The organism is Microbacterium sp. Leaf151, assembly GCF_001424225.1.
In the GTDB taxonomy this organism is placed as follows: domain Bacteria; phylum Actinomycetota; class Actinomycetes; order Actinomycetales; family Microbacteriaceae; genus Microbacterium.
This window is the reverse complement of record NZ_LMOR01000003.1, coordinates 618,815-632,876: the sequence shown is the minus strand read 5'-3', so window position 1 is coordinate 632,876 and position 14,062 is coordinate 618,815. Positions and strand designations below refer to the sequence as shown.

Annotated in this window: 12 protein-coding genes; 3 read left to right on the top strand and 9 right to left on the bottom strand. The window is 69.7% G+C overall.

The window, feature by feature from the left end; all coding sequences use genetic code 11:
- Positions 1-191: 191 nt before the first annotated feature.
- Positions 192-1,073 carry a hypothetical protein gene (locus tag ASF76_RS10435; protein WP_055956980.1) on the top strand — a complete coding sequence of 294 codons (882 nt, stop codon included), beginning with the start codon at positions 192-194 and terminating at the stop codon, positions 1,071-1,073.
- A gap of 77 nt (positions 1,074-1,150) precedes the next feature.
- On the opposite strand, the gene ASF76_RS10430 is transcribed toward ASF76_RS10435, so the two are convergent.
- The 7 genes from ASF76_RS10430 to ASF76_RS10400 all read right to left on the bottom strand — a co-directional run bounded on the left by ASF76_RS10430 (position 1,151) and on the right by ASF76_RS10400 (position 9,522).
- The gene (locus tag ASF76_RS10430) at positions 1,151-1,996 is read right to left on the bottom strand and encodes a hypothetical protein (protein ID WP_055956978.1); all 846 of its coding nucleotides are present in this window, start codon (positions 1,994-1,996) and stop codon (positions 1,151-1,153) included.
- Entirely contained in the window at positions 1,993-2,658 is a 666-nt protein-coding gene (locus ASF76_RS10425; protein WP_055956976.1) for a LuxR C-terminal-related transcriptional regulator, read from the bottom strand. The genes ASF76_RS10430 and ASF76_RS10425 overlap by 4 nt, the downstream gene beginning before the upstream one ends.
- Complete coding sequence (locus ASF76_RS10420) at positions 2,646-3,995, bottom strand: sensor histidine kinase (protein ID WP_082484988.1); 1,350 nt, start codon at positions 3,993-3,995, stop codon at positions 2,646-2,648. The genes ASF76_RS10425 and ASF76_RS10420 overlap by 13 nt, the downstream gene beginning before the upstream one ends.
- Before the next feature lie 132 nt (positions 3,996-4,127).
- Positions 4,128-5,393, bottom strand: coding sequence for a multiple monosaccharide ABC transporter permease (gene mmsB / locus ASF76_RS10415; protein ID WP_235561284.1), 1,266 nt, complete (start codon positions 5,391-5,393; stop codon positions 4,128-4,130).
- Positions 5,380-6,906, bottom strand: coding sequence for a multiple monosaccharide ABC transporter ATP-binding protein (mmsA, locus tag ASF76_RS10410; protein WP_055957239.1), 1,527 nt, complete (start codon positions 6,904-6,906; stop codon positions 5,380-5,382). The genes mmsB and mmsA overlap by 14 nt, the downstream gene beginning before the upstream one ends.
- Positions 6,907-7,067: 161 nt before the next feature.
- On the bottom strand, positions 7,068-8,174 hold the full coding sequence (gene chvE, locus ASF76_RS10405; protein ID WP_082485011.1) for a multiple monosaccharide ABC transporter substrate-binding protein: 1,107 nt from the start codon (positions 8,172-8,174) through the stop codon (positions 7,068-7,070).
- Between the two features lie 322 nt (positions 8,175-8,496).
- The gene (locus ASF76_RS10400; RefSeq protein ID WP_055956971.1) at positions 8,497-9,522 is read right to left on the bottom strand and encodes a LacI family DNA-binding transcriptional regulator; all 1,026 of its coding nucleotides are present in this window, start codon (positions 9,520-9,522) and stop codon (positions 8,497-8,499) included.
- A gap of 153 nt (positions 9,523-9,675) precedes the next feature.
- On the opposite strand from ASF76_RS10400, the gene ASF76_RS10395 reads away from it, so the two are divergent.
- Both ASF76_RS10395 and ASF76_RS10390 read left to right on the top strand, forming a co-directional pair.
- Positions 9,676-10,659: a Gfo/Idh/MocA family protein gene (locus ASF76_RS10395; protein ID WP_055956969.1), complete on the top strand. Its 984-nt coding sequence runs from the start codon at positions 9,676-9,678 to the stop codon at positions 10,657-10,659.
- 92 nt (positions 10,660-10,751) lie between these two features.
- Positions 10,752-11,612 carry an NYN domain-containing protein gene (locus ASF76_RS10390; protein WP_055956966.1) on the top strand — a complete coding sequence of 287 codons (861 nt, stop codon included), beginning with the start codon at positions 10,752-10,754 and terminating at the stop codon, positions 11,610-11,612.
- Positions 11,613-11,630: 18 nt separating this feature from the next.
- Here the strand turns inward: ASF76_RS10390 and ASF76_RS10385 are convergent, their stop codons facing one another.
- Together ASF76_RS10385 and ASF76_RS10380 are read right to left on the bottom strand one after the other, a co-directional pair.
- Complete coding sequence (locus tag ASF76_RS10385) at positions 11,631-12,257, bottom strand: hypothetical protein (RefSeq protein ID WP_055956963.1); 627 nt, start codon at positions 12,255-12,257, stop codon at positions 11,631-11,633.
- Positions 12,258-12,342: 85 nt separating this feature from the next.
- A complete protein-coding gene (locus ASF76_RS10380; protein ID WP_055956961.1) occupies positions 12,343-13,905 on the bottom strand; it encodes an ATP-dependent DNA ligase in 1,563 nt (520 codons plus the stop codon).
- Positions 13,906-14,062 lie beyond the last annotated feature (157 nt).

The window sequence follows — 14,062 nt, the reverse complement described above, 5'->3', positions numbered from 1 at the left end:
CCACAAGTGGACGTTGCGCCCGAGGCGCGATGTCCGCCACGGTGAGAGCAGCGACCCCGGCGGTCGACCCGTTTCGAGGAATCGGACGATACCGTTCCCCTCGTTCCGCTCGTCTTGGCCGCCCTGCCCGCGGCATCCCGCGGCGGGCATTCGAGCCGGCTGGCGCCCGGCTCCCGACTCCGAAAGATCTCATGAAACGCATCACTCAGCTCGTCACCCTGGTCGCCCTGACGACTCTTCTGGCTGTCGGTGGCGGCACCGCGGCCTCGGCTCGTGGCACGGCCTCCGTCACCGCCAGCCCCAGTACGGTCGCGGTCGACGAGACCACGACGATCACCGCCACCGGGCTCGGTGGGCTGGAGGACGCCTTCTTCGGCCTCGCCGGTTCACCGGGGGGTCTGCTCTCGACGCAGTCGGGTGGGGCCGGCTCCACCGACGTCAGCAGCCCGGCGAACGACGGCCAGGCCACGGCGTACTTCCGCGCGACGCAGGCGGGCACCTTCACCGTCGCCGTCGGAGACGGCGAGACCGTGCTGGGCACCGTGTCGGTGACGGTCAGCGGGTCGGCACCTCAGCCCACCGCGACGTCGCAGACCCCCATCATCGAGGTCGATTCCTCGCTGGTCGTCGGGCAGAAGACGCAGGTGGAGGCGAAGGTCAGCGGCCTCGAGACCGTCGGCTTCGGGCTGGACTCCACGGACGGCGGGTCCTTCAGCGACGGAAGCAGCAGCGGGCCGTCGATCACGACCGCCGTCACCGACGGCACGGCCACGGTCGAGTTCACGCCCGCGCGCGCCGGCTCCGTGACCATCGCCTTGTCGGACGGCGAGACGGTGCTCGCCTCCGCCGTCGTCCAGGTCGCGGCCGCACCGGTCACCCCGTCAGCGACGCCCACGCCCAGCGCGACGCCCTCCGCGAGCCCGACGCCCGCCCCGGTCGCGGACTCTGCTCCGGTGCTGCCCTGGATCCTGCTCGTCGTCGCAATCCTCGTCATCGCCGGACTGATCGTCTGGCTGGTGGTCTCCCGCCGTCGGGGCTCCGGCGCGCGTCGGAGCGGTCCGACCGCGGACTGACGGAGAACGCGTGAGGGGTCGCTTCCTGTCGCCGAACCGGAATCCGGGCGACAGAAGACGACCCCTCACGTGCGCCGTCAGGAGCGAAGCCTCACCGACCCCATCGTCGCGGTCACGTCGACCGTGGCCGTGGCCGACGGGCTCGTGCGCAGACCGTTGTCGACGGAACCGGCGCCGTCATCGACGCGGACGCGGTATTCGTCGTCGGGCAGCATGACGTCGGCGGAGCCGGCGGTCACCTCGACGTCGGTGCGGGTCGGGGTGACCCCGCTGAGTGTCGCCGTCAGCTCGCCCCCGGCCACCTCGAAGGCGGCTGTGTCAGCATCGATGATCGCGGCCGTGGCCGATCCGCCCGTCACCGTCACGTCGATGTCGCGTGCCGCACCGTCGAGAGTGGCAACGCCTCCGGCGACCTCCACCGTCACGTCGCCGAAGCCGCCGGTCAGTTCCAGCGCACCGCCGGTGACCCGGATGTCGGCGGCGATCCCGGATCCATCGAGATCCCAGGGCAGGGTGAGCGTGGCCCGCGCCGCGCGCCCCGCGTCGACGAACGAGCCGGAGGGCGAAGCGACGCGCAGGGAATCCCCGTCCTGGTCGAACGTCCACCCCTGTCGGCCGCGGCTGTCCGCATCGAGTTGGGGCGACTCGACATCGCCGTACTCGACCGTGAGTTCACCCCCGGCCAGGTCGATCTGCAGGTCGGTGAGCGACAGCGCCGAGCTTTCGGACGACACGTCGTACGACGACGTCTCGCCCCGCCAATCGGCCATGCCCGCCACGGCTGACACTCCGGTACCGGCGAGGGTGCCGACGGCGACGACCGCACCGACGACGATGGTGGCCACCGACACGGCGAAGGCGGCACCGCGACGACGGGGCGGCTCGGGGGCGGCGGGGGTGGGGAGGGGCGTCTGCGCGGTCATGAGGTGGCTCCGGTGTGATCGTGGCCGAGGTGGACGAGGGCGGCGATCACGCGGCGGTTGCCGGTCTCGTCCTGCTCCAGGCCCAGCTTGGTGAAGATGGCGGTGATGTACTTCTCGACGCTGGCCTCGCTCACGAAGAGTGCGCCGGCAATGGCCTGATTCGAGCGGCCCTCGGCGATCAGCGCGAGAACGCTCCGCTCGCGCTCGGTGAGACACTGCAGACGCTCGTCGCGGCGTCGCCGCGTGAGCAGCTGCGCGACGACCTCGGGGTCGAGCACCGTCGCGCCGCCGGCGATGGATGCGACCGCGGCGAGGAAGTCGGCGACGTCGGCCACCCGGTCTTTCAACAGGTACCCCAACGCGCCCTGCCCGTCGGCGATGAGATCGCTCGCGTACCGTTCCTCGACGTACTGCGACAGCACGAGGACGGCGAGACCCGGATGCCGGGACCTCAGCGCGATCGCCGCGCGGATGCCCTCGTCGGTCCAGGTCGGCGGGAGCCGTACGTCGAGGATGCACAGCTCCGGCGCCGTCTCGGCGACCGCGGCCTCGAGCCCCGCGGCATCCGGGAGGGCGGCGACGACCTCGTGGCCGTCGTCGGCGAGCAGGCGCACGAGTCCCTCGCGCAGCAGCACCGAGTCCTCGCAGATCAGGATGCGCACGGGACGTTCACCTCCACCGTGGTCGGGCCGCCCTGCGGGCTGTCGATGCGCGCCGTGCCGCCCGCGGCGGCGACGCGGTTGACGATGCCGTCCAGGCCGCCGCCGGGGACGATCCGCGCGCCCCCGAGCCCGTCGTCTTCGATGCGCGCCCAGAGCGAGCCGTCCTCACGCGCCCGCACGTCGACGCGACACGCGGCGGCGCGGGAGTGCTTCGCGGCGTTGGTGAGCGTCTCAGCGATGGCGAAATAGACGGCCTCCTCCGCCGCGCGACCGCATCGCCGCGGCAGACGCACGTCGAGCGTCACCGGGATGTGTGAGCGGGACGCCAGGGCAGACAGCGCGGCATCCAGTCCCCTGTCTTCGAGCACCGAGGCGTGGATGCCACGGGCGAGCTGACGCAGTTCGGTGATGGCCGACTTCGTCGAGGCGTGCGCCTCGGCGATCAACGCCTTCGCGGCCTCGGGGTCGTCGTCGATCTTCGTCTGAGCGAGGCCCAGCGTCATACCGATCGACACGAGGCGCGGCTGGACGCCGTCGTGCAGGTCGCGCTCGATGCGCGTGCGCTCCACCTCGGCGGCCCGGACGGCGCCGGCCCGACGGGTGTCGGAGGTGCGGGCCTGCTCGACCAGCTGCGCCTCGCGGGAGGGGACGAAGATCGCCCGCACGATCACGCCGTGCAGGATCGCGAGGCCGACGATGACGCCGAGCGCGACGATGATCGCCGCGATTCCCGTCAGGGGCGCCGCGATCCCGGGGAGCGGCAGGATGCCGAGCAGGCGCGTGTCGGACCATCCGAAGATCGGGCTCGCCGTGAGACCGATCCCCCACGACACGACGCCGATCGCGGCGATCGTGGCGAGACCCAGAACAGTCGCGATGGCGAAGGATGCCACGGCGCGCCACTGCAGCGGGTCGATGGCCTGCAGCCAGATGGTGTGCAACACCCCGAGGAAACCGGGCTTCGGGCTGCGGCGCGGGCGGATCGGCGCGAGTCCGAGGCCGTAGAGGCCGTCGACGCGGGCACGCTCGAACCAGGCCACCGCGAAGAGCGCGTAGACGAAGACGACGAGCACCACGACGCCGATGAGCAGGGCGGGGAGCAGCCCGAATCCCGAGCCGAAGAGGCCGAACAGGGCGGTGAAGACCGCGGGGCCCACGACGCCGAGGGCGGCGAGGTGCGCGGCTGCGCCGGCGACGCGACCCGGCGAGGAGATACGCACCTTCGGCGGGACGGCGACGGCGGTCGACGCGGGCGGCGCGGTCGGAGCGGTGGCGTCGTGCGCGGAGGACGCGCCGGGGATCGGCGGCGGGGGCGGGAGAACGGATGCCGTGGTCATGGCATCCACGCTATGACTCCCTCCCTTGCGACACCTCCCGGTCAGCCCCCGGCTCGATTCGGGTTATCCCGAAGCCGGAGACGACGAACGCCCCGCCGCACGAGGCGACGGGGCGTTCGAGGAGGGCGTGGATCAACCGCGCGTGCGGTTCTTGTTCCACACGTCGAAGGCGACGGCCAGCAGCAGCACGAGACCCTTGATGAACTGCTGCACGTCGGTCGAGATGCCCATGAGCGACATGCCGTTGTTCAGCACACCCATGACCAGACCACCGGCGATCGCGCCGACCACGCGGCCGACACCACCCTGGACGGCGGCTCCACCGATGAAGGATGCCGCGATGGCATCCAGTTCGAAGAGGTTTCCGGCGCCGGGTCCGGCGGAGTTCAGTCGGCCCGTGAACACGATGCCGGCGAGGGCCGCGAGCACACCCATGTTCACGAACAGCATGAAGTCGACCCGGCGGGTGTTGATACCCGACAGCTTCGCGGCGGTGCGGTTTCCACCGATCGCGTAGATGTGGCGACCGAAGACGCTGCGGCTCATGACGGTCGAGTACCCGATGATCAGCACCGCGAGCACGACGAGCACGATCGGCGTGCCGCGCGAACCGGGGGCCACACCGAGCAGGTAGGTGAGGTACACGATGAGTGCGCCGCCGCCGACGACCTTCACGAGGAAGGCGACCTGGGGCTCGTTCTGCAGCTCCAGCGCCGCACGCTTCGCCCGCTGGCGCACCTGCGACACCACGAAGAGCACCAGGGTCAGAACGCCCAGGGCGACGGTGATCCACTCCGCCGGCGACGAGGTGGCCGGGAACAGGTCGGGGAAGAGGTAGCCGCCACCGAGCTGACGGTACTCGGTCGGGAAAGGCGTGATCTGCGTATTGCCCAGCGTCATCTGCGTGAGGCCGCGGAACAGGAGCATGCCCGCCAGCGTCACGATGAAGGCCGGGATGCCGATGTAGGCCACCCAGAAGCCCTGCCACATGCCGACCACCGCACCGATCAGGAGCGACAGCACGATGCCGAGCCACCAGGGCATGCCCCACTCGACGATGAACACACCCGAGACCGCACCGACGAAGGCGGCGACGGAACCGACCGAGAGGTCGATGTGGCCGGCGATGATGATCATCACCATGCCGATCGCGAGGATCAGGATGTAGCTGTTCTGGACGATGATGTTCGACACGTTGCCCGCGGTGAGCAGACGTCCGCCGGTCAGCGCCTGGAACAGCAGCACGATGACGATGAGGGCGATGAAGATGCCGATCTCGCGCAGGCGCGAGGTGAAGAACTGCACGAGGCCACCGGCACCGCTGCCGGCGCCGCCGCCGACGGGTCCCTTCGGCGTGGCGGGACCCTTCGGGGTCACGGTGTTGTCAAGCGCTGACATGGTCGGCTTCCTTTTCCTTCGTCATGAGCACCATGAGTGCCTCGGGAGTTGCCTCTTCGATGGGCAGCTGGCCGGTGATGTGGCCTTCGCTGAGGGTGTAGATGCGGTCGCAGATGCCGAGGAGTTCGGGCAGCTCCGAGGAGATGACCAACACCCCCTTCCCCTGCGCCGCGAGGGCGTTGATGATCGTGTAGATCTCGTACTTCGCGCCCACGTCGATGCCGCGGGTCGGCTCATCGAGGATCAGCACCTCCGGGTCGGAGAACAGCCACTGCGACAGCACGACCTTCTGCTGGTTGCCGCCCGAGAGCTTGCCGACGACCACGTCGACGCTGGGGGCCTTGATGTTCATCGACTTGCGATAGCGGTTGGCGACCAGATACTCCTCGTCACCGTCGACGAAGCCGCCCTTGACGAGCTTGCGCATGCCCGCGAGCGAGATGTTGCGCTTGATCGTGTCGATCAGGTTGAGCCCTGCGCCCTTGCGGTCCTCGGTGACGTACGCGAGACCGCTGCGAATGGCGTTGGGCACCGTGGAGGTGTCGGCCTTCTTGCCGTTGATGTAGACGGTGCCCGAGATGCGCGAGCCGAAGCTCTTGCCGAACACGCTCATCGCCAGCTCTGTGCGGCCGGCGCCCATGAGACCGGCGATACCGACGACCTCACCGGCGCGGACGTTGAGGTTCGCCTGGTGGATGACGGTGCGCGCGGCATCCGTGGGGTGACTGACGTTCCAGTCCTCGATGCGCAGGACCTCGTCGCCGATGACGACGTCGCGGTCGGGGTAGCGGTTCTCGAGCTCGCGGCCGACCATGCCGCGGATGATGCGGTCTTCGCTCGTGCCGCCGGTGGCCACGTCGAGCGTCTCGATCGTGCGCCCGTCGCGGATGATCGTGACCTCGTCGGCGATCGCTCGGATCTCGTTCAGCTTGTGGCTGATGATGATGCAGGTGATGTTCTGACCGCGCAGGTGACGGATCAGGTCGAGCAGGTGCTCGGAGTCGTCGTCGTTCAGGGCCGCGGTCGGCTCGTCGAGGATGAGGAGCTTGACGTCCTTCGACAGCGCCTTGGCGATCTCGACGAGCTGCTGCTTGCCGACCCCGATCTCGTTGACGGGGACGTCGGGGCTGTCGCCCAGGCCCACGCGGGCGAGGAGCTTGGCCGCCTCGCGGTTCGTGGCATCCCAGTCGATCAGGCCGCGGTGGGTGATCTCGTTGCCGAGGAAGATGTTCTCGGCGATCGACAGGTAGGGGCTGAGGGCCAGCTCCTGGTGGATGATGACGATGCCGGCCGCTTCGCTGTCGCGGATGTCCTTGAACTCGACGGTGTTGCCGTCGAAGACGATCTCACCGCGGTAATCGCCCGCGGGGTACACACCGCTGAGCACCTTCATGAGGGTCGACTTGCCGGCGCCGTTCTCGCCACAGATGGCGTGAACCGTTCCGCGCTCGACGGTCAACGACACGTCGGCGAGCGCGATGACGCCGGGGAACTCCTTGGTGATCGAGCGCATCTCGAGGATGGTGCTCACGAGGTCCTCCTTGCAGAACCGGCTCGTCGCCGGTCGGGATGATGGGGGCGGGTGCACGTCACGCGAACCCGCGGGAGCCTCCGCCGCGACCCGATAGGGCCGCGGCGGAGGCGGGTCGGGAGGGCCGGAGCCCTCCCGGGGGATCAACCCAGGTCGGCCTCGGTGTAGTAACCGCTGTCGACGAGGATCTCCTTGTAGTTGTCCTTCGTGACGATGGTCGACTCGAGCAGGTACGACGGTACGACCTTCTCGCCGTTGTCGTAGGTCTCTTCGTCGTTGACCTCGGGGGTCTCGCCCTTGCGGATGTCGTCGACCATGGTCACGGCCCGCTTCGCCAGCTCGCGCGTGTCCTTGAAGATCGTCGAGTACTGCTCACCGGCGATGATCGACTTGATCGAGCCGACCTCGGCGTCCTGACCCGTGACGACGGGCAGGTCGCTGGCCGAGTAGCCACCCGAGGTGAGGGCCGAGATGATGCCGATCGACAGGCCGTCGTAGGGCGAGAGCACGCCCTGCAGCTTGGTGGAGCCGATGACGGTGAGGATGTTCTCCATGCGCTCCTGGGCCGTCTCGGGCAGCCAGCGGAGGATCGCAGCCTGGCCGAACTCGGTCTGACCCGAGGGGACGACGAGCGTGCCCTTGTCGAGGTACGGCTGGAGCGTGTCGATGGCGCCCTGCCAGAAGAACGTGGCGTTGTTGTCGTCGGGGCTACCGGCGAACAGCTCGACGTTGAAGGGACCCGCGGCGCCCGTGTCGGCACCCGATTCATCGAGCACACCGAGGCCGGTGAGGAGCGAGGTGGCCTGCTGCACGCCGACCTTGTAGTTGTCGAACGTCGTGTAGTAGTCGACGTTGGGCGTGCCGTTGATGAGGCGGTCGTACGCGATGACAGGGATGTCGGCGTCGGCTGCCTGCTGCAGCACGTCGGTCAGCGTGGTGCCGTCGATCGAGGCGATGATCAGGGCCTTCGCGCCCGTGGTGATCATGTTCTCGATCTGCGACACCTGGGTGGGGATGTCGTCGTTGGCGTACTGCAGGTCGACGTCGTAGCCGAGCTCCTCGAGCTGCGCCTTCACGTTGTTGCCGTCGGCGATCCAGCGCTCCGACTGCTGCGTCGGCATCGCGACACCGATGATGCCGCCCGCCTCTTCCTCGCCGCCACCTGAGTTACCGCCGGTACGGTCGCCCGCGCAACCCGCGAGTCCGATGCCGAGCGCCAGGACGCCGGCTCCGGCGACCGCCTTGAGCATGCTGTGCTTCTTCACTCTGGTTCCCTCCATTGGGTGTTAGTCGCGATGTCTCCCCCTGGAGTCCATCGCAGGCACTGCTGACGGACCGCATTCCCCGCGCACGGCCTCAGGGGCGAAACGAAGTGCCGGTCGGTGCCGCGGGAGAACCCGCGTCGTTCGAAACGTCTTCGTCTCGACGGATCCGCTCCGCAGCGAGTCCCGTCGTCCGTGTGACCAGGTCATGTGACCGTTCACATTGTGTGTGTGATGCTACCGCGCCCGGCGGTCGACCTGTCAAGTCTCGATGCGAATGACATCGAGCCGTTGCCGAAACGTGACGAAGTCAGCGTGAGGGCGGCGCGGTGGACGACCGCACGATCAGGCGCAGGTGGTCGGGTTCGGCCGCGGGCACGTCGCCCTGGAACTCGCCGAGCGAGGTGAGCAGGTCGGCGACGGCGCGTGTACCGATCCCCACGAAGTCCTGCCGCACGGTGGTCAGCGGCGGCCAGAGATGGGCCGATTCGGGTACGTCGTCGAAGCCGACTACCGAGATGTCTTCGGGGACCGACCGACCTATGGCGCGAACGGCATGCATGAACCCCAGCGCCATATGGTCGTTCCCCGCGAAGACCGCCGTGACGTCCTCCGTCCGCAGCAGCTCCCGTCCGGCCTCGTAGCCGAACTGCGCGGTCCAGTCGCCCAGCACCGGCGGCCGCGGCGGGAGGTCGCCGGCATCCATTTCCGCCAGGTAGCCCCGCATGCGATGGTCGGCCTCGATCCAGTCCCGCGGGCCGGCGATGTGCAGGATGCGGGTGTGCCCCAGCTCGATCAGGTGACGCACGGCGGCACGCGCCCCCGCAGCCTGATCGTTGTGCGAGGTCGAAACCCCCGTGGAGGCCACGGTCTGCACCGGCACCGGGAGCTTCAACTCCTCGAGGATCGGGATCACGCGAGTCTGCGGCGCCACCGCGATGAGCCCCTCGATCGACTGCTGCATGAGGTGGTCGATCGAGGCGCGCACATCGTCGGGGTCGCTCGTGGCGAGGTTCGTGACGGTCAGCCGGTAACCCGCGGCGCGTGCGGCGGACTCGATCGCCTGCACCATGGAAGCCACGCCGTGAGTCGTCACGCGCGGGCCCATCACGCCGATGAGGCGCGATCGACTGGTCGCGAGGGCTCGGGCGGCCTGGTTCGGCACGAACTTCAGCTCGGCGATCGCCGAACGCACCTTCGCCGCCGTCTCAGGGCGCAGCTGCGAACTGTTGTTGATCACCCGCGAAACAGTCTGGTAGGACACCCCCGCCACCCGGGCGACATCGCGGATGCTCGGGGCGCGCCCTGTCGCCTCCGGGATATCGGTGTCGCTCATCGTCCGCCTCATTGCGGGTCGCGCGCTGCTGCGTGACCGGTCACAAGAGGATAACCGACGACGCAAGAGGGGTGTACCCGGCGACCTGCGATCACGTTCGTGCGGGTGAACCCGTGACCCGGGGTGCCGTCGCGCGCCGATACGGTGGATGCCATGACCGGACTGCATTGGGGCATCCTCGCGACGGGCGGAATCGCCCACGCCTTCACCTCCGACCTTCGCACGGCGGGCTTGCACGTCGCCGCCGTGGGTTCCCGCCGCATCGACAGCGCCCGCGAGTTCGCGGCGCAGTACGACATCGCGAACGCCCACGGCTCGTACGAAGAACTCGTGGCCGACCCCGACGTCGACATCATTTACATCGCGACCCCGCACCCCGGCCACATCGACAACGCCCTGCTCGCGCTGAATCACGGCAAGCACGTGCTCGTCGAGAAGCCCTTCGCCCTCAACGCGACCGAGGCGACGATCATCCGCGATCGCGCCGCCGAGAAGGGCCTGCTCGCCATGGAGGCGATGTGGACGCGCTACCTGCCGCACATGGTGCGCATCCGCGAGATCCTCGCCGCCGGCACTCTCGGCGAGGTACGCGTCGTCTCGGCCGACCACACCCAGAAGCTCCCGACCGACCCCGCGCACCGCCTCAACGACCTCGCGCTCGGTGGCGGCGCCCTTCTCGACCTGGGCATCTACCCCATCTCGTTCGCCGTCGACGTGCTCGGACTGCCCGAGCGCATCACCGCCCTCGCCCGCCTCTCGGATGCCGGAAGCGACGCCGAGGTCGCGACGACGTTCGTGCACACGGGCGGCGCGATCTCCACCACGGTGTCGTCGTCGCGGGGCGCCGGCACGAACGCCGCGCAGATCGTCGGAACCGAGGCGCGCATCGAGATCGACCGCGTCTGGTACACGCCCACCTCGTTCCGCGTCGTGTCGCCCGAGGGCGAAGTGCTCGAGGAGTTCTCCTCCGAGGTCGAGGGGCGCGGCATGCAATATCAAGCGCTCGCCGCCGAACGCTTCGCGGCCGATGGCGCCGCCGCGAACGACATCCTCCCGATCGACGAGACCGTCGCGATCATGGGCGTGCTCGACGAGGTGCGCCGCCAGATCGGCGTCGTCTACCCCGGCGAGCGCTGAGCACCAACGCCCGCGGTCCTCGCGCGGGAGGTGTTTCCGCCTTCCCGGGCGCGGGGTTTCTGCGCGCCCGGCGGACGGGTCAAACTGGAGTCATGCCCGACACCCAGACCGCCCGCGTCGCCGTCTACCTCGACTTCGACAACATCGTGATGTCGTGGTACGACCGCGTTCACGGGCGCAACGCCTATTCGCGTGACCGGCAGAAGATCGCCGACAGCCCGGTCGACCCCGAGATCACCGAGCGGCTGACGAAGGCGACGATCGACGTGGGCGCGATCATCGACTACGCGGCATCGTTCGGCACCCTCGTGCTGACCCGGGCGTACGCCGATTGGTCCGCTCCGGTCAACGCCGAGTACCGCTCGCAGTTGGTGGCCCGCGCGGTCGACCTCGTGCAGCTCTTCCCCGCGGCGGCCTACGCGAAGAACGGCGCCGACATCCGGCTGGCGGTGGATGCCGTGGAAGACATGTTCCGCCTCCCCGACCTGACGCACGTGGTCATCGTCGCCGGCGACAGCGACTACGTTCCCCTTGCGCAGCGGTGCAAGAGGCTCGGGCGGTACGTCGTGGGCGTCGGCGTGGCGGGCTCCACCGCGAAATCGCTCGCGGCGGCCTGCGACCGCTTCGATGCGTACGACTCCCTGCCCGGCATCCCGAACCTGGCCGAGACCAAGAAGGATTCCCCGCCCTCGCGGCCCCGGGCGCGCAAGCGCTCCAAGGACCCGGCTGTCGACCTGCTCGAGCGGGCGATGCAGCTGGAGGGAGAGCGCGCCGACGGGGAGTGGCTGCACGCGTCGGCGGTGAAAGACCTCATGAAGCGTCTCGACCCATCCTTCAGCGAGAAGGCGCTGGGATTCCGCAGCTTCTCGGACTTCCTGAAGGCGCAGACCGAGCACGTCGAGGTAGACGAAGAGTCCAACGTCGTGCAGGTGAAGGCGGTCGTCCGCGGCTGACGGAGAGGGCCTCGGCGGTCAGCGGCGCCCGGCACCGGGGGCGACGTGTGCGAGCACGCGCTCCCAGACCGAGGTGAGCGTGACGTGTCCGTTGACCGAGGTGATCTCGGCGTCGGGCACGACCTCGACCTCGGCCGATCGCATCCGCTCGACGTACCACTCGGCGTCGCCGGAATCTGCCGGACCGTCGCCCCCGACGACGACGAGAACCTCGGCGTCGAGATGGTCGAGGAGGGGTGTGCGCAGATCGCGGCTGAGCGGGTCGGACGGACTCTGCACGCCGACGATGGCCAGGCGATCCACGACCGGGCCCAGGGCTGCGGCGAGATAGATCGCGATCGGGCCGGCGGAGCGCTCCCCCACCAGTCCGACGATGGCGCCGGGCGCCTCGCGACCGACCAGCTCCCGTAATGCCTCCACGGTGAGACCGGCGGGGGTCTGCCCGCCGAAGACCGGGGGGTCTTCCAGCTCGGGGGCGTCGAGCCCCACGGCGACCACGCGCACGTCGTAGCCGGACGTGACGCGCGCGTCGGGGTCGGTGGTGGCCGAATCTCCGGTGCGCAGAACGAACACGGCGCGCGGCGCTCCGGGTGTTCCGAAACTGCGGTAGCCGAGCTCGCCGTCGAGCCAGGGTGCGAGACTCATCGCGTCGTCCTCTCGGTCCCGCGGTATGTCGCGAGACGATCTCTTCGCCCACCCGGCGGCTGCCGGCTGCGTGCTGCCCACGGCATCAACCCTCGCCCGACTCATCGGAATCGGCCGACCCGCCGCCCCCGGGGAGGAGCGACCGCAGCGTATCGATCGTGTCGGCCTCGGCCGCGGGCTTGTCGGAACGGTAGGCCTTCACGCGCGCGAAGCGCAGCGCCACGCCGCCGGGATACCGCACTGATCGCTGGACGCCGTCGATCGCGATCTCGACGACCGTGTCGGGCACGACCCGGATGCCGCCGGGGATCTCCCCGGCCTCACGCTCGGAGAAATGCGCGGTCTGCCAGGTCAGCAGCTCGTCGGTGAGGCCCTTGAACGTCTTGCCCACCATGACGAAACCGTCGGGCTGCCCGAAACGGCCCGCGGGGTCTCGCGCCCCGAGGTGCAGGTTCGAGAGCCAGCCCGAGCGCCGCCCCGACCCGCGTTCGACGCCGAGCACGACGAGGTCGAAGGTGTGCACGGGCTTGACCTTGAGCCAGCTCTTGCCGCGCCGACCAGCCGTGTACGGGGCGTCGAGGCCTTTGACCATCACGCCTTCGTGACCGGCCGCGAGGGCATCGCGCGCGAACGCGTCGGCGGTCTCGACGTCGTCCGTGGTCACCGCCGGGATGCGCCAGGGCGAGGCGATCCTCTCGAGCTCGTCGAGTCGGGCCGACAAGGGCTCGTCGACGAGGTCGCGCCCGTCGATGTGCAGGACGTCGAAGAACCACGGGCGCAGGGCGATCTCGCGCGCCGTCTCGGCACCGAAGCGCGCCATCGTGTCTTGGAAGGGACGCGGACCCCCGTCGTCGTCGAGCGACAGCGTCTCACCGTCGAGGATGACGTCGTCCACCGGCAGACCGCGGACCACCTCGACGATCTCGGGCACCCGGTGGGTGACATCGGCCAACGTGCGGGTGAACACGTGCACCTCGTCACCATGCCGGTGCACCTGCACGCGGGCCCCGTCGAGCTTGTACTCCACCGACGCCCGGCCGGCGTCACCCAGCGCGTCGGCGACCGATGTGGCGGTGGAGGCGAGCATCGGCTGCACCCCGCGACCGACGATGAGGCCCACGGCGGCGAGATCGTCGACCGTGCCGGTCAGGGCCACACGCGCCGTCTGGCCGAGGTCGCCCGAGAGCATCGCGGCGCGCCGCACCGCGGCACCGTCGCGGTCGGAGGCACGAGCGACGGCATCGACGAGCACCCCCTCCAGCGCACCCGTTCGCAGTTCGCCGGTCATGACGCGGATGAGCAGCTGCCACTCCGCCGCCGTCGCCCGCTCGGCCAGCGTGTCGAGGAGCGCCGTGCGGACCGCCGCCGACCCCGCACCGCCGATCCCGGTCAGCCGCGAGAAGGCCTCGTCGACGTCGTCGACCGTCAGCGAGGGCTCGCCGGCGTGCGATCCGCCGCGGCTCGACAACGTGCGCCAGCCGACACCGAGACGACCCTGACGCGGCGACGCCGTCAGCAGGCCCACCGCCGGCACGATCTCGTCGGGCGCGAGAGACCGCAGCACCGCGGCGAGAGCGTCGACCTTCGCCAGCCGCGAGCGTGTGTTCGTCACCGTCGCGAGGGCAGTCTCGATGTCGCTGAAGAGCATGTCGGCATCCTGGCACTCCCCTCCGACATCGGCCCGGCGCTTGCGTCGTCGCGGCGCCCGTGGCATCCGGGGTCCGACCCGCACCGCGGTCTCCCGCGCGGGCCGTCGCAGGACACCACCCCGCATCGGGCCGGCACACGGTGGCCGAGGCCGCAGG